Below are 16,049 nucleotides of genomic sequence, written 5' to 3'. Positions count from 1 at the left end.
GGAGCTACGCGGACACCGCGACCACGTGCTTGCCCACGACGCCGCCGCGCTCGAACGCCGCGTGCGCGGCGGCGATGTCCGCGAGCGGGTACACGCTGTGGACCACCGGGCGCAGCGCACCCGACGTGACGTGGTCGGCCAGGGCGCGCAGTAGGGCGGTGTCCGGGTTGGCGCTGAAGGTGCGGATACGGCGGGAGCCGTGCACGCTCGACGCGGCGATCGCGGCCAGGGCCGACGCGGACAGGCCGACGGTGACCATCCGGCCGCCCTTGGCCAACCGGCTTCGGTAGCAGTGCAGTTCCGAGCCTACGGTGTCGACGATGACGTCGAACGGTCCGATCCGGTCCGACGTGGTGGAGCCGTGGTCGAGGACTTCGTCGGCGCCGAGGTCGGTGAGCGGTCGGGCGTGGCGGTCGCGGGCCAGCGCGGTGACGTGGCCGCCCAGCGCGTGTGCCAGTTGCACGGCGGCTGTGCCGACACCGCCGGCCGCGCCCCGTACGAGGACCCGTTCCCCGACCGCGAGGTGCACGCTGTCGCGCAGCGCGATCAGCGCCGTGGCGCCCGCGACGACGAGGGAGGCCGCGTCGACCGGTGAGATGCCGGGCGGGGCGGGCGCGATCCGGTCCGCGGGGACCACGACGTACTCGGCCGCCCCCGCGGTGGTGTGCCGCTGCCGGGGATGCACCATGCCCCACACCCGGTCCCCGGCCCGGTAGCCCTCGACGTCGGCGCCGGTCTCGACGACGACGCCCGCGAAGTCCAGCCCCGCGCCGATCGGGAAGCGGCGCCCCGACACCATCTTCAGCTCCCCGGCGCGGACGATCACGTCGTGTCCGTTCACGCTGGACGCCTCGACCGACACCAGGACCTCGCCGGCACCGGGAGCGGGGCGGTCGACATCGCTGATCCGCAGGACGTCCGGTGCACCGTAACTCGTGATCTGGGCGGCCTTCATGGCGCTGTTCCTTCCGTGGTCGGCTGGTGTGGAACCGATAGTGGTCCCCGCTCGCGGCATCACGGTCGTTCGCCTTTTCCTGGGACTGGCAGACCCACCCTCCCGAGCGGCGCCGGCGGCATACTGGCGCCGTGACCGACGCCCCCCTCGCACCGACCGACGATCCCCGACGCGAACTCGCCGAATTCCTGCGCACCCGCCGGACCCGGCTGCGGCCGGAGGACGTCGGCCTCGAACCCGGCCCGAGGCGGCGTGTCGCCGGGCTGCGGCGTGAGGAGCTGGCCCTGCTGGCGGGGGTGAGTTCGGACTACTACCAGCGCATGGAGCAGGGACGCGACGTACGGCCCTCCGAACAGGTCCTGGACGCCCTCGCGCGCGCCCTCGGCTTCTCCGCCGAGGAGTCCCGGCACCTGCACAGCCTCGCCGCCGCCGCGCGGACACCGGCCCGCGCCGCACGCCGGTACGAACCGGAGGAAGTACCCGACACCACACAGCGGTTGCTGCGCACGATGCCCTCGCCCGCACTGGTCGTGGGCCGCCACCTGGACGTACTGGCCTGGAGCCCACTGGCCGGCGCCCTGCTGGGCGAGTTCACCCAACTCCCTTTGGCAGAACGGAACTTGCTGTCGCTCCTGCTGCACCCGGAGGCCGACCAGACCTGCCCGGAACGGGCCGCCACCGTCGCCGAGCTGACCGCGATGCTGCGCGCACAGGTCGCCGCCGATCCGGGGAATCCGCGCGCCGTGGAGCTGGTCGGCGAACTCGCCGTCCACAGCGACGAGTTCGCGACGCTGTGGGCCCGCCACGACGTGGCGGAGACGACGCGCGGCCGGATGCGCGTCAACCATCCCCTGGTCGGGGAGCTGAACCTGGACTGGGACGCCTACCCGCTGCCGGGCACTCCCGGCCCGATGCTGATCGTCTACACCGCCGTCGAGGGCGGCCCCGACGCCGAGCGGCTCCAACTGCTCGCCGGTCTGCACGATCCCTCGCAGGGGCACGGAGTCCCGTAGCCGGATGGCCGATCGGACCGGGAGTCTGGCCGGTCGGCCGTCGCGGTGTCGCGGGAGGCGCGCCTAGCGTCGTCGTCACCAGGCCACCACCGCACTGCGAGGGGAACGTTGATGGGGCAGCAAGAGACGACCGGAGTCCACGCCGACGACGGCACGGCCGTGATCGGGGCGGCCACGGAGTTCGAGCCGGACGTCATGGACCTGCTCGTGGAGACACTGCGCCGGGCGGTCAAGGGGGAGTTGTCGGCCGTGGGGACGGACACCCTGCTGGGGGCACTCGTGTTGGGGGACACGGAAGCCGGTGAGGCGATCGCCCCCGGGATGCGGAAGGCCGGTTCGCTCAGTGGTCTGATCGCCGGTCGGGCGGGCCACGGCTGGGTGAGCGACGACGAGGTGCGCGGTGTGCCGGTCGCGGCCGGTGCCGATGAGGGAGCCCCCCGTCAGGAAGCCGACGAGAAGGAGGTCGACGCCACCTGGCGTGAGGCCCGGTGGCGCTACGGCCTCGGGGTGCGCGGATCAGCCCCGGAAGGTGGCCGGGTGCCGCCCGGGACGACCGGGGCGCTGCGCGCGTGCCTGCTGCTCGCGCTCAGGTCGGCCCGCGCCGAGGGGACGATCTCGGTGCGCTGCCGGCATGTCGCCCGCGCCGTGCTGGAACTGCCGGACAGCAGGGCACGGGAGGCGATGGTGCTGGAGAGGCTGGATCTCTCCGCCGCGACGAACGCGTTGGACGCGTTGGACGCATTGGACGCGAGCGCCCCGGCGTGGACCGAGGGGCCGGAATCCCGCGGTGTCACCCTTCTTCGACAGGCCGGAACGCTGGGCAAAAGCGGTAACCGCCTGACCCGCGCGCTGATTTCGTGGACCTCCGGAAGCCCCATGAACGGCTCACCGGTTCTGTCCGTGGTGTTCATGGAGGCCACGCGGCAGGCGGTACGGAGCGGGCGCGCCGCGGTGGAGCCGGTGGATCTTCTGCTCGGGATACTGGCCCTGGACCGGGCCCTGTTCGTCGCCGGGCGCTCGCTTCCCGAGAAGCTGGCGAAGGCCAACTCCGCTCCGGCCCTGATGCGTCGGCACGGGGTACGGCAGTCTTCCCTGGTCACTTCGGCTTCGGTCGGGACGTCGGCTTCGGTCGTGGCTTCGGATTCGGCGATCCCGTCCGCCGGTGTTCCCGACAGCGGCGAGGTGCGTCCGTCCGCCGCCGCCGACCGGGTCAGGGCAGTGGCGCAACTGTCCGCCGCCGAGCACGGTTCGCCCACGGTCGACACGGTCCACCTGCTGGCCGCGCTGCTCGACGAGTCGGCGACGGACACGGGCACGGGCACGGACTCCGACACCGACGCCGACGCCGACGCCGACGTCATGGTCGTACGGCTGCTGGCCGCCGACCAGGTGGATGTGGCCGCGTTGCGGGCGGAGTTGGGCCTCAGGCTCGGCGCGTGACACCCGGGGTCCGCCGCGCGACGACCACCGCCGCGGCTACCGTCCCTCCCGGGGGATCCACTGTGAGACGGGCAAAGGAGGATCTTGACTTCCTCCCCCCTCGTGAACGAGGGGGATTCCTACGGCTCGCGCCGTGGGGTTTTCTGCTTCGTCGCCGACTGCCCGCCCGGAGTGCTCCGTTGAGGTCTTACACCGGCTCCACAGACTGTCACCGCCAGCCCGGCGGCCAGAAGGTTGTTCGCCGCGTTCACGTCCCGGTCGTGGGCCGTTCCGCAGTTGTCGCACGTCCAGGCGCGGACGCTGAGCGGCATCCTCTCAGCGAGGGCGCCGCACGCGGAGCACAGTTTGGAGGAGGGGAAGAAGCGGTCGACCGCGATCACTTCCCGCCCGTACCAGGCGGCCTTGTACTCCAGCAAGCTCCGGAACTGCGCCCAGGCCGCGTCGCTGATGGCGCGGGCGAGTCTCCGGTTCCTGACCATGTTGCGCACGGTCAGGTCCTCGATCACGAGCGTTTGGTTTTCACGCACGAGCCGGGTGGTCAGTTTGTGCAGGTGGTCCCGGCGGCGGTCGGTGATCCGCGCGTGGATCTTCGCGACCCTGGTCCGGGCCTTCCTGCGGTTGGCTCCGTCGCCCTTCGCCTTGTGGGCGAGGCTGCGCTGGGCCCTGGCGAGGCGGGTGCGGTCCCGGCGCTCGTGCCGGGGGTTGGCGATCTTCTCCCCGGTGGAGAGGGTCAGGAGATGTGTCAGGCCGACGTCGATTCCGACCGCGCTGTCGGTGGCGGGGAGGGGCTGGACGGACGGGTCGTCACACAGCAACGAGACGAACCAGCGTCCCGCCGCGTCCTGGGAAACGGTCACCGTGGACGGCTTCGCCCTGTCAGGGAGGGGACGGGACCAGACGATGCCCAGGGGGTCGGTCATCTTCGCCAGAGTCAGCTTCCCGTCACGGAAGCGGAACCCACTGGTGGTGTACTCCGCCGACTTGCGCGACTTCTTCCGCGACTTGAAGCGCGGGTACTTCGCCCGCCTGGCGAAGAAGTTGGTGAACGCGGTCTGCAAGTGCCGCAGCGTCTGCTGCAACGGCACCGACGACACGTCGCCCAGAAACGCCAGCTCCTCGGTCTTCTTCCATGCCGTCAGCATCGCCGACGTGGCGTTGTAGTTGACCCGCTCCTGCCGCGCCCACGCCTCGGTACGGGCGGCGAGCGCCAGGTTGTAGACCTTCCGCACGCAACCGAACGTGCGCGACAGCTCGGCTACCTGCGCATCGGTCGGATAGAAGCGGTACTTGAACGCCCGCTTCGCATGGTTCGCGGTCACGCTCACGAACTAGATCAACTCCAGGTGAAGAGCAAACCTGGGTCAGGACACCATGATCCGCCCTGGCAGCGAATCCCAGCTCCTTGCCCTGCTCCGCAGGGGTTTCGTTTCCGCCCCCGGCCAAAGCCGGGGGTATCCACGAAGGGACCTCCGATGAGTCAGGCGTCCGAAGACACGCGGCTGTCGCGCCCGTCCGTACGGCTGAGGCACGCGCTGACCGGTGTGCCACGGTGGACGCGCCATGAGGTGGCCGCGAGCTGGGCCGCGGTGCGGGCCGCCGAACGCCGTACGGTCGTCGTCGAGTCGGTCGTCTGCGCCCTGGCGGCGGCCTTCTGTCTGACACCGCTGCTGCTGGCGCCCCCGCATCGGCCGTCGGCGGCCGTTCTGGAGGCGTTGTGGGCGGCCCTGCTCGTCCCCGCTCGGCGCGGCCGGCCGATCGCCGCGATCGTGGGGTCCGCTCCGCTGGTCGTGGGTGACAACGCGTGGACGCTGGCGGTGGTGCCGCTGGTCGTCCTGTCCGCCACCCGTCGTATCGGGCCGCCGCGGCGGGCGTGGCAGCTCGTCGCGGTGGCGTGCGCCGCCGTCGGTGTCCTGACCGTCGCCCGTGCCCTGGTCCTGCCCGAGGACCTGCCTTCGGAACTGGCCGACAACGCGGTCTCGGCGATTCTGCTGCTTCTGCTTCCCGCCCTGGCAGGAACCTTGTTGGGGCGGCGGCGACCCCTGGTCAGCCTGCTGCGGGAGCGCAACGCCTATCTGGAACAGGCCCGCACGCTGACCGCCGCGGCGGCCCGGATGGAGGAACGGACTCGGATCGCGGGAGAGATGCACGATCTCCTGGGCCACCGGCTGAGCCTGATCTCGGTGCACGCCGGGGCGCTGGAACTCGCCGCCGCGCGGAAGGCACCCGCCCTCGCCGGGCAGGCCGAGCTCCTGCGTACGACCGCCGGTACGGCCATGGAGGAACTGCGCGAGATCCTCGGCGTCCTGCGGTACGAGGACATGACGGACCCGATGGGCAGGACCGGAGACGAGACGGGTACGCGTGCGGACATCACCTCTCTGGTGACGGAATCCCGGCGGACAGGCAGCCTCGTCGAGCTGGACTGGTCCGTCCCCGACACGGCCGATGTGGAGCTCCGAACGCGTCAGGCGATCCACCGAGTGGTCCGGGAAGCGCTGACGAACGTGCTGAAGCACGCGTCCGGCGCGCCGACCACGGTGGTGGTCAGGGGCACGGGCAGCGGGATCGAGGTGTCCGTCACCAACGAGGCGCCCCGCGCGGCGGGCCGCTCCCAAGGGGGAAACCACAGCGGGCTGGCCGGCTGCCAGGAGCGGATCTCGCTGCTCGGCGGCACGTTCGAGGCCGGCGCCCTGCCGAACGGTGGTTTCCGCATGGCGGCCTGGCTGCCGACTCGCGGCAGCGGCCCCGCGAAACTGTCCGCGCTCCCCGGAGCCGCTGCCGAACCCCTTCCGGACACGGCCCGCTTCCATCGCGACGGCGTCGAACCGAGAGGAGCGCGGGCCCCGCTGCCGGACGAGATCCTGACCTGGCCGCGAGTCCTGGGATCGGGCTGCCTGGCGCTGCTCGTGGTCCTGCCGACGATCGCCTTCCTGGTCGTACTGCTGGCGAACGCGGTCCTAAGATGACCTGATGATCCGAGTCCTGGTCGCCGACGACGAGGCGCTGATGCGCGCGGGAATCCGGCTGATCCTGGAGAACGCCGACGACATCGAGGTGGTCGCCGAGGCGGGCGACGGCCGCGAGGCCGCCGCGGCATGCCGCGCACAGGACATCGACGTCGCCCTGCTCGACATCCAGATGCCGTCCAGGGACGGAATCGCCGCCGCCGAGGACATCGCCCGCCTCTCGCCCCGCACCTGTGTCGTGATGCTGACGGCGTTCGGCGAGGAAGCGAGCGTGACGCGCGCCCTGCGGGCCGGGGCGAGTGGTTTCCTCCTCAAGGACACCGGTCCCGCCGAGCTGATCCGCGCCGTGCAACTCGCCGCGAAGGGTGAGCCGGTACTGGCCCCCCGGATCACCCGGCAGCTACTGGAACGGCACGTGCGGTCCGGCCGCGACACCGAGGCCGCCCTGCACAGGACCGAGGAACTGACCCCGACCGAACGGGATGTCCTGCGACTGCTCGGGACGGGCCTGTCCAACGCGGAGATCGCCGATCAGCTGTATCTGAGCGCCGGCACGGTCAAGGCGCACATCAGCCGGATCCTCACCCGCACCGGCTGCGCCAACCGCGTACAGGCCGCCGTCCTCGCACACGACGCCGGGCTGCTCCACGACCGTTGAGCCGACCCGCCGCCGGCCGACGCGATCAGCCGTCGATCAGACACTCCCTGAGCGGGTCCGGCGAAGTCCACTGCGGCAGTGCCCTGAAGGGGCGCGGGGAACTGCGCGACCAGCCGTCACGGCAGCTCCGGGACGGACGGCGGCGCCGGAACAGGGCCGCGCAGACGGCGGCGAGCAGGCGGTACGGAGGGAGCCGTCCGCCCGGGCAATTGCCGGGCGGACGGCCGGAGGGGGCATGCGATCCGTCAGAAGAGGACGCTGCTTTGAGCCTGGACGAAGCCTGCAAGCAGAACACCGAAACTGCCTATCTCACCAATTATCAGGGTGAGCAGGACGAACAGATGACCTCGAGGCGGGTTGCGCATCTGGTTGTCGGTTCCGCCCTGCAGTCCGAGTCGGATGTAGTTTCCGATGGTCCCCACGAACAGCAGGATGATCACGGAGGCCGCGGTCGCGTTGACCACGGACGACCATCCGGACAGTTCGACGAGGACGGCAATGAGTTGGGTCGCGAACGCGTACAGCAACGCGGAGCGATGAGCGACGTCGACGTAGGGATGGGCACGACCCTCCGGCGAGCCGGTCATCGCGAACCACTTCCAGACTCCGAGGATCAGTGCCAGCAGGAAGATGAGTCCAGAGGCCAGCAGCACCCATGCTGTGGCTGTGTGAATGGTCATTCAGGTCTCCAAAAGAGGGGTATGGCGGGGAGAGACGCCAGGCCTGCTGACGTGGCCCGTGCTGCGCACTGCGGCTCGGGCAGGCGACACGGCAAGTCGCTCCTCGGCGGGGTCTCGCGGGCGCAAGAGGGAAGATCGCGTCACGTCCACGTGTGGGGCGCCTCCCGCAAGGCATGCCGCCGGGTCGGGGCAGACGGCTTCAGCGGCCATCACAGTACCTGAGGCGGAGAGTTGTTGATCAGACTGCGGAAGGTGCCGTCTGAACCGCGTTGGCCTGCGGCAGCCGGCCGGCTCGGTCGTGTCTCCCCGCCAGGTGTATCCCCGGCAGGTGACGTACGTCGGCTGGTCCCGGCGGCGATGCTTCGTCGAACCGGTCGACGGCGGCGGCAAGGCGCGCTGGGGAGGTACAGGTTCCGCCCGGACCGCGTCATACGAACTGACTCGCGCGGCACGGGAAGTACTCCTCGACGCCGATTCACCGGTCACCCTCACCGAACGCCCCAAGACTGCGCTCGTGCAGGCACGGTGGGGCGAGGTCTGGGCAGTTCCCTGTACGGGCCCGTTACCGCGGCCTCAGCGAACGCGGAGACGATCGGCCGGCTCAGAAATGGGTCCCGAACTCGCTCGCAGCGGATTCCCTTCCCCCACGAAGAGGCTCCGCCCCGGCGCCCGGACGCTGTTGGCGAATCCACGGGCGGCCGGGTACCAGTTCTGCAACTGTGACACTCCCGCTAGGAAGTGTCACAGTTCGCGGCCGGCAGCACCCCGGATCTCCAGCACGGACTCACCCTCACCCGGCCCGGATCGCCCGGGCGGAATTCGCCGACAGCATCCGGCGCCCGGGGCGGAGCCTCTATGACCATCATGGCTGGCCCAGACGTCTGCGTAAGAACGTAGGGGTCAACGCGGACCGGCTTTCACAGACGTACTGCGTTTTCGCACGGCCTGCACGTGGGCGAGTCACTCGCCCCTCCGTGGCGGGCTGGCCGGAGTGATCTGTGCCGCTCCCCGGTTGGTTTCAACGCCGACATGAATGGTGCCGGCGCGAGGAATCAGCCCTGGACGTCAAGGCATCGTTCGTCGAAGGCACCGGGTGCGCAGAAGACTCCCACCACCGATTTGCCGATGGTGAGGCCGACCGCGCTGTAGGGCTCGCGGGTCACGGCGACCGCCGTGCCGGGCTTGTAGGGCCGGTCGGGCGCGTTGGAGGAAATCACTCGGCCCTGGAAGCCGCCACCGGACCCTTCCGTCACCGTGCCGGTGACGACACCACCCCAGGTGGAGGTGTCTACGTCGTCGCACGGCGGTCCGTCGGTGGCGCAGTCCCGGAAGATCCGGAAGCGGTAGGCGAACTCGCCCTGCTCCGAGATCTTCAGTGAGCCCTGCGCCCAGCCCCAGTCACCGGCGACCGCCCGAAGCCCCGTGCCCTTGGTGGGGAGCGGCTTCGGCGTGTGCCCGGGAGACGTGCCCAGCCACACCCGGGTGTTGGAGGGCGGGTGCCCGTCCGTGGCCGGGTCGGTGCCGAAGGCGAGGAAGGTGCCCTTGTACTCCGCGACGGCATCCACCCGCACCGACTGCCGGAAGCCGTCCTCGCCGCCCGTCTGCCTGTTCCAGTGCCGCCCATCGGCGGAAGACCACACGGCACCGGTGACGCCGGCCGTGGTCTCGGCCGACCCCGCGGCCACATATCCGCCGGGCACGGCGACCACGTCACCGATCAACCGGCGTTCGCCTTCCGTCCCGCCGAGGCTCCCGGTCCGGCGCCAACCCGAGCCGTCGGCCGAGGCTTTCCGGCTCCATGCCTCCGGGGACTTCGCCGTCGCGGCGGCGGACGTGAGGGGACCCGTCAGAACGACGGAGCCCGACGGGCCGGACACGGCCGCGTTCAGGGGCAGCGAGGTCCGGGGCCCGACCGCGGTGTGCCAGTCCGCACCGTCCGAACTGTCGATGACCAGGGACTTCGACGTGCCCCAGGGATCCGCACACCTCGCCCACACGGTGAATCCGTGCTCGTCGGCGAGAGCCCCCACCTCGGGTTCCTGGTCCGGCCACTGCGGACAGGTCACCTCGTGCGGCGCGCCGAACGGGTCCGTGCCCGTCGAGACCCACACACGCAGGCTCCGGCCCCGCTTCCGTTCGGTGTCCGGTTCGAACGGCCCGCCGTCGTGGCCCACCACCACGCTGCCACGCGGTCCACGGGCCGCGGCCAGGACGACGTCGGAGGGCTTTCCCCCGGGCAGGTACTGGACGGCACTCCACCGCCCCTCTCCGCGATAGCGGATGACCGCCGGGGAGTCCTCCCCGTCCCGCAGCACCTTGCCCCCCGCGACCACCTCTCCGTCGTACGCCGCCAGCGCGCGCACCGACATGTTTCCCGCCGAGGGCTGGGAAGCCCGCCAGTGGATCCCGTCAGCGGAGCGGTACATCTCGGATCCGCCGCCCGGCAGGCGGCCCGCGAACAGGAAGCCGTCCTTCGCGGTGACGAGCGACCCGGCCGTCAGCCCGAAGAAGACGGAAGGAAGATCGGCGAGCGGAATCTGACGCCAGTTCACGGCAACCGTGTCGGGACGGGGCTTGTCGTCATCTCCTCCACTCTGGCACGCGGAGAGCGGTGCGGAGAGGAGTATCGCCGCGCAGAGCAGGCACAGAAGCCGTCGAAGGCTCCGGGAAGAGGCCATGGACGCCGGCTCTCCTTCGATGGTGAACGGTCCGGGAAAGAATGGCAGAGCGCCGGAGCTCCTGGTGCGGATATACGCGAACGAAAACCAGTTCGCATGTCTCGCACATACGCGCGATGCGTGATTCCTGCTTCCCGTGTTTCTGGTGATGCGTACGTGGTCTTATGCCGTCCCGTGCGAGACGAGCACTTGTTGAATTCGACTATTTCCGTCGCCCCAGGCTTCCGTTGCTGCCAAGATGACCTCCCGCTGATCGTGCTGCAATGACTGCCACGCGAGAAATGCGAAGGAAAGGCAGCCGTGGCCGAAGATCGCCCACAAGCAACCGACGTCCGCGATCTGCTGCGCGGCCTGCCACCCGGTACGAACGTCTCAGAGCTGTACTCCCGTCTCACCGGTGCGCAACAGCCGCTGTGGGCCTTCCTCACCCGGTGCGTCGCCGAGGACGACGCCGAGACGCTGCGACTGCTCATGGAAGGCAGGACGCCCCTGCACGACGTTCTCGACGAGGCACCGAGCTGGGTCGATTCGAACGAGCCCGTGGCGGCTCCCTTCGTCGAGGACGAGTCGGTCCCGGCGCGCGCGTTACGTGCCTACGCCGCGCTCGGGCTCGCCCTGGTCGGAGACCTCGAAAACGCCGAAGAGCATCTGCGGGTGGGAACGTCCTGGCTGCTCCAGAGCGCGGCCGCGGCGCCGACTGCCATACCAACGCCGCCGTGGACCCCAGACCCGGACCTGCGCCACGGTGAACGGCTGGGCACACTCGTCACCGCCGAGTGTGCCCCCGCCTCTGTCGGCGGACACCTCTCCCTCGTCCTTCTCGCACTCGACGGAGGACTGCCCAAACCCCTGCGCGGACCGCGGCTGACGGTGCTCGCGGACCGCGGTGATTACCGAGGCGCGCGGTTCGAGCTCCGACTGGACCTGGTGCGCGAACTGCCGCCGGGCCTCCTGCCCGACCCGCGCTGCATGACGGCGTTCCTCGGTGACGAGGGGTTCCGCCGCTCGCTCGCCGACGCGTGGGCGACCGCGCGGCCGGCCAAGCTGAAGGGCGCGGTGCTCTGGTCGCTGAGTGACGGCGACGGACCCGTCGACCACGTGAGCGACTCCTCCTTCGGCGCGGCCTTCGCCGTGCTCCTCACGGAGCTCGGCAGGACCGCGGCCAGGTTCCGGGGACCGTTGCGGCTGCGCAGGGTCAACCCCAGTACGGCTGTCGTCGGTTCGGTGTCCGCGGCGAACCCCCAGGTCGTCGAGTCCGTCACCGGATACAACAGCAAGCTCAGTGTGGTGAGCGAACGCGACCGGGTCGTCGTGCCGAAACGCGACGAGGCGGAAGCGCGGAAGTCCAATCCGAACCAGGCGGCCATCGTCGGTGTGGTCACGGTGGAGGAGGCCGCGAAGGCGATCCGCCGTCTCGACGGCCGGGCCACATCGCGTCTGCTGGGCGCCGTGCTGGTGACGAGCCTCGTCGCTGCCCTGGTCGCGTGGGGCTTCGCCAGTCACGAGAGCGAGCAGAACAACCGCAAGGCGGTGGCGATCGGGCTCGCCACGAAAGCGGTCAAGCTCAGCGGCACCGATCCGCGAACAGCCGGTCTGCTGGCGCTCGCCGGGTACCGGATCGATCCGAAGAACACCGACGCCAAGGACGCCATGCAGGAGGTCCTCGAGACCAACCGCAACATGGTGCGCAGTTGGGTGGCCGACAAGACCGTCGTCGACGTCCTCGCGGTGGACGACACCGGGCATCGGGTCTACACCTCGGGCGGCGCCGACGCGATCCGTGTCTGGGACACCCGGTCGGGCCGGAAACTGGCGGCGGTGAAGGGCCGGGCCGCCGGACTCGTACGCGACACCGAATCAGGCATCCTCGCCGCGCACGACGGCAGGGAGCTGAGGCTCTTCGACACGTCGGGCGACGTCCCCCAACCGCTGGGCGACGTGAAGGCACCGTCCTGCGTGGGGCAGTTCAGCGAGATCAAGGGGATGGCGTTCACCGCCAACAGCTCCGCGCTCACCCTCGTCTGGAACGACGGCAGCGTGACGAGCATCGACCCCGTCAGCCGTACGACGACCGCGTGTCTGCACCTCGGCGACATCGCCGGGAAGGATCTCGCCGGCCAACTCCCGCAGGGCCGGCCCGTGATGAGCGCGGACATCGTGCCCGGGAGCACCGGCCTCGACGGCGCGGCGGACGAGGCCGTCATCCTTCTCACCACGAACGACGTGGTGAGCGTCGACCTCCGGACGAAGAAGGTGTCGCGGGTCGTCCCCGCCTCGGAGGTGCCCCGCGCCGCCTCACTGGTCCAGGCGTCGGACGACATGGTGACACTGGCCACGGAGGGCGGCGTACTGGCCTGGGACCGCGAGCAGAAGAGCCGGATCGCCTACCCCCTGGGTGGGCTGTCCAGCCAGCCCAAGGGGATGCAGCAGGACGGCGACCTGGTGGTGATCGCCGGACCGAGCGGGACCGCGGTGATTCCCGTGCGCTCCTCCGCCGACAGCGCCACCCAGACCTTGTCCGTGCCCAGCGGCGGGCGCTCCGTCGCGGCTGTGCGGGCGAGTGACGGAACCGTGGTGGCGGCGGGGGACGGCGCGCGCGTCACCGTGCTCGCCAACACTCCCGTCCAACGGGCGCTGCCCCCGGCCAAGCCCTCGACGGGCGCGACCTTCGGCCCGGGGCACACTCTGCTGCTCTCCGACTTCTTCATGACCAACTCCTCCTACGGCGCCTACACGGTCGACATCGACTCGGCGCCCGACTTCATCAGCACCGCGGGCTCCTCGTACGAGACCGTGGTCGACTACAGCGCCTCGGCTTCGTACATCAACTCGCTCGCCATGTCGGACAAGTTCGTGGCGGCCGCCGGTCAGTCCGGGGGGCTCGGATCGGTGCAGGTGTGGAAGAAGGACGGCACCTTCCTCCAGGAGATCCTGATGTCCCCGGAGGACGATCGGAAGCGCAAGGCGCCCGACCGCATAGTCGCCCAGGTCGGCTTCGTCCCGGAGGCCGGCCTGATGGTGGCACGGCACACCTCCGGAGACGTCGGGATCTGGTCCACCAAGAACTGGGACCGCCTGGGAACGATCTCCCTCGAACCCGGCACGACGGCCATGGTGCTCCACGGCCGTACCGGCTACTTCACCGAGGGCGAAGGGCAGGACACCCAACTCGTCGAGGTGGACCTGGTCACCCGCAGGAAACTGCGCACGGTCGCCACGCCCCGCGTCGCCAGGCTGTCGCTCTCGGCGGACGGGTCCCGGCTGCTCACCCTCGACTGGGAGACCAACACCGTGAGCCTCCTGGACAGCGGGAATCTGAAGCCGTTGATCAAGCCGCTGAGCATGCCCGCCGGTGACATCGCCACCGAAGCCGAGATCTCGCCGGACGGCCGGCTCGTGGCCACCGCGCAGGGGGACCACGTCCTCGTCCACAACCTGGCCTCCGGTCGGCAGACCATGCCGCCGCTCCACGACACCAACGGCAACGACGTGGTGTCCCTGGCCTGGTCGCCGGACGGCGCCTACCTGGTCGGAGCCACCCTGCCCTCCGTACGGGCGAGCAGGAATCCGGGGCCCGTCGACATCTGGAAGCTGGCCGAGGGATCACTCGAGAAGCGGATGTGCGACTGGGCGGACGGCGACCTCTCACGCGATGAGTGGAAGAAGTATGTGAACAGCTCCGTCGAGTACATCAACCTGTGCGAAGGCGTCACCGAATGAACAGGATCGGCAGAGCCCTGAGACGGCTGGCGGTCCTGGCAGCCGGGACGGCTCTGCTGGGGGCGAGCTGCGGTGCGCCGAGCCCGGACGACGCATCGCCCGGCGGCAGCGGCAGACCCGGCGCGGCCGACCGCGGCTCCCCCGTTCTCGCCTTCGTCCGGCCGAAGGCGAACGAGATCGTGCTGGCGGACGCGGCGGGCCGGACCTGGCGAGGCGCCCGGCTGACCGCACCGGCGGACGATGTCCGCTGGTCCCCCGACGCATCCGCCCTGGCGTGGATCGACGCCGAGTACGACAGCCCCAACGGGCGGAAGCTGCACGTCCTCGACATCGCCACCGGGCGTGAGCGGGCGACGCCGTGCCCCTGCCGCGGTGTCGGCTTCCTCGGCGACGACGTCGCCACGGTGACCACGGACGGCGACGCGCTGCTGCTCTTCCCGCACGACGGCGCGCCCCGGCGTGCGCCGCTGAGCGCCCCGCAACCCGACTACGCCAAGGTCGCCGCAGGCGGTGCTGACGGAGTCACCGTCGTGAGTCCGTTGCCCGAGATGCAAGTGGGCCGCGGCCAGTACCAGTTGGTCGCGGTCGACAGATCCGGCGCGGTGTCGCCGTTCCGTCCGGCCGGGGCGCCCACGTCCTTCCAGGAGGGCCAGGCATCTCCCGACGGGCAGAGCATCGTATGGAACTCCTACGAATCCGGCGGAGCCTGCTGGAACGTCGCCGACATCCGGCTCGCGTCGTACGACCTGAAGGCCCGCCAGTCGCCGAAACGTCCCGCCGACGCGGCGATGGCCCAGAGCCTGCTGAAGGAACGCATCGCCGTCAACGCCTTCGCCTGGGCAGGCCAGGGCCTGACCGTGACCTTCGGCCCGCTGGTGGGCTGCCAGGTAGTGCATCCGGCCCGCTTCGTGTCCTACTACCTGAGGGACGGCGCCTGGCGCTTCATCGGATCAGGCATGCTGGCCCTCGGCTACGGTGCCGAGGGACGCTCCGCACGGCTCCTGGTCCCCGAGCGGCCGGCGGCCCAGAAGCCGGACGAGAACCCCTTCCCCGCCCTCGGCGATCTGGAGTTCACCGACCGACAAGGCGGGCGTCTCGTCATCGGCACGAGCGTGTCCTTCTTCTCCTTCACCCCGGCGGAGAGCGCCAGGGCGGCCGAGCCTCCCGCCACGCCACAGCCCGCACAGAGCGAAGTGGCCCGTACCGACGACCGTGGAGAGCCTTTCCCCCAACCGCTGCGTGCGCTGGCTCAGCGCATCAGGGACGCGGCAAAAGCCGGTGACGTCCCGCTCCTGCGCTCGCTGTGCGCCCACTGCGACGAGGAGACCCTGGCGGCCCTCCCGACGGTAGAGGGGCGCCGTGCGCTGGTACGGCTGCTGAGCAGCCATCCCGGCCGGACCGAGAACGGCGTCGTCTTCCCGGGGCTCGCGGCCCACCACTGCGTCGACGAGCCCGGCCAGGACGTCAGCTGCACCTCCGAGCAGATTCAGGACATCGCCCTGCTCGATGTCCCGGTGGAGGACGAGGACTCGTACGACGGCACCGTCTACGCGCCGGAACTCGACGACCGGCTACAACTTCGGCTGGGATCGGGCGGCAAGGCCCTCTGGGTGGGAAGGCTCACGCCATGACATGTACGGATGACGCCGGAGCCCTGCACTCCGGGGGCGCCGGTGCCTCGCCGGACGTGCCGGACTGCGTCTGCGGCCGATCCTGTCCCCCGTTCTCGTCGGCCCATGAGGTCACGGAGCGGCGCGCTCCGACCGGCCCGATCATGGTGGGAGACGTCGTCGACGGGGAACGCGTCGCCGGATTCGGCTACGTTCCACCGCCGGCACCGTTGCTGCCCAGCGCACATGACGACCGTCTTCTGACAGAGAGCGACCGTGACAAGGCCGTGCCCCCGCAGCGCCCCGTCCCTACTCTCAGAGCCCCGGGA

Annotated in this window: 10 protein-coding genes; 6 read left to right on the top strand and 4 right to left on the bottom strand. The window is 70.5% G+C overall.

Annotated features, from left to right (window positions below):
• Positions 1–4: 4 nt before the first annotated feature.
• Entirely contained in the window at positions 5–955 is a 951-nt protein-coding gene (locus OG352_RS33755; protein ID WP_329222174.1) for an NAD(P)-dependent alcohol dehydrogenase, read from the bottom strand.
• A 131-nt stretch (positions 956–1,086) separates the two neighbouring features.
• On the opposite strand from OG352_RS33755, the gene OG352_RS33750 reads away from it, so the two are divergent.
• The gene (locus OG352_RS33750) at positions 1,087–1,968 is read left to right on the top strand and encodes a helix-turn-helix transcriptional regulator (protein WP_329222172.1); all 882 of its coding nucleotides are present in this window, start codon (positions 1,087–1,089) and stop codon (positions 1,966–1,968) included.
• Positions 1,969–2,079: 111 nt separating this feature from the next.
• The gene (locus tag OG352_RS33745) at positions 2,080–3,408 is read left to right on the top strand and encodes a hypothetical protein (protein ID WP_329222170.1); all 1,329 of its coding nucleotides are present in this window, start codon (positions 2,080–2,082) and stop codon (positions 3,406–3,408) included.
• A gap of 119 nt (positions 3,409–3,527) precedes the next feature.
• On the opposite strand, the gene OG352_RS33740 is transcribed toward OG352_RS33745, so the two are convergent.
• Complete coding sequence (locus OG352_RS33740; RefSeq protein WP_329222169.1) at positions 3,528–4,727, bottom strand: RNA-guided endonuclease InsQ/TnpB family protein; 1,200 nt, start codon at positions 4,725–4,727, stop codon at positions 3,528–3,530.
• A gap of 153 nt (positions 4,728–4,880) precedes the next feature.
• Here OG352_RS33740 and OG352_RS33735 point away from each other — a divergent pair, with 153 nt between their 5' ends.
• Entirely contained in the window at positions 4,881–6,374 is a 1,494-nt protein-coding gene (locus OG352_RS33735) for a sensor histidine kinase (RefSeq protein WP_329222168.1), read from the top strand.
• A gap of 4 nt (positions 6,375–6,378) precedes the next feature.
• The gene (locus OG352_RS33730) at positions 6,379–7,032 is read left to right on the top strand and encodes a response regulator transcription factor (RefSeq protein ID WP_329222167.1); all 654 of its coding nucleotides are present in this window, start codon (positions 6,379–6,381) and stop codon (positions 7,030–7,032) included.
• A gap of 245 nt (positions 7,033–7,277) precedes the next feature.
• Here the strand turns inward: OG352_RS33730 and OG352_RS33725 are convergent, their stop codons facing one another.
• Both OG352_RS33725 and OG352_RS33720 read right to left on the bottom strand, forming a co-directional pair.
• Entirely contained in the window at positions 7,278–7,712 is a 435-nt protein-coding gene (locus tag OG352_RS33725; protein WP_329222166.1) for a hypothetical protein, read from the bottom strand.
• 1,052 nt (positions 7,713–8,764) lie between these two features.
• Complete coding sequence (locus tag OG352_RS33720; protein WP_329222165.1) at positions 8,765–10,264, bottom strand: hypothetical protein; 1,500 nt, start codon at positions 10,262–10,264, stop codon at positions 8,765–8,767.
• Between the two features lie 426 nt (positions 10,265–10,690).
• Between OG352_RS33720 and OG352_RS33715 the strand changes: the two genes are divergently transcribed.
• Together OG352_RS33715 and OG352_RS33710 are read left to right on the top strand one after the other, a co-directional pair.
• Positions 10,691–14,110 (top strand): WD40 repeat domain-containing protein, encoded by a 3,420-nt coding sequence (locus OG352_RS33715; RefSeq protein ID WP_329222163.1) that lies wholly within the window; start codon positions 10,691–10,693, stop codon positions 14,108–14,110.
• Positions 14,107–15,741 (top strand): hypothetical protein, encoded by a 1,635-nt coding sequence (locus OG352_RS33710; protein ID WP_329222161.1) that lies wholly within the window; start codon positions 14,107–14,109, stop codon positions 15,739–15,741. The genes OG352_RS33715 and OG352_RS33710 overlap by 4 nt, the downstream gene beginning before the upstream one ends.
• Positions 15,742–16,049: the final 308 nt, after the last annotated feature.

Source organism: Streptomyces sp. NBC_01485 (assembly GCF_036227125.1).
Classification (GTDB): Bacteria; Actinomycetota; Actinomycetes; order Streptomycetales; family Streptomycetaceae; genus Streptomyces.
This window is presented reverse-complemented; position numbering and strand designations above follow the sequence as displayed.

Bases quoted from the DNA above. Each gene is read 5' to 3' on its own strand.
- OG352_RS33730 (WP_329222167.1), top strand. From the start codon at position 6,379: ATGATCCGAGTCCTGGTCGCCGACGACGAGGCGCTGATGCGCGCGGGA.
- OG352_RS33710 (WP_329222161.1), top strand. From the start codon at position 14,107: ATGAACAGGATCGGCAGAGCCCTGAGACGGCTGGCGGTCCTGGCAGCC.
- OG352_RS33745 (WP_329222170.1), top strand. From the start codon at position 2,080: ATGGGGCAGCAAGAGACGACCGGAGTCCACGCCGACGACGGCACGGCC.
- OG352_RS33735 (WP_329222168.1), top strand. From the start codon at position 4,881: ATGAGTCAGGCGTCCGAAGACACGCGGCTGTCGCGCCCGTCCGTACGG.
- OG352_RS33755 (WP_329222174.1), bottom strand. From the start codon at position 955: ATGAAGGCCGCCCAGATCACGAGTTACGGTGCACCGGACGTCCTGCGG.
- OG352_RS33725 (WP_329222166.1), bottom strand. From the start codon at position 7,712: ATGACCATTCACACAGCCACAGCATGGGTGCTGCTGGCCTCTGGACTC.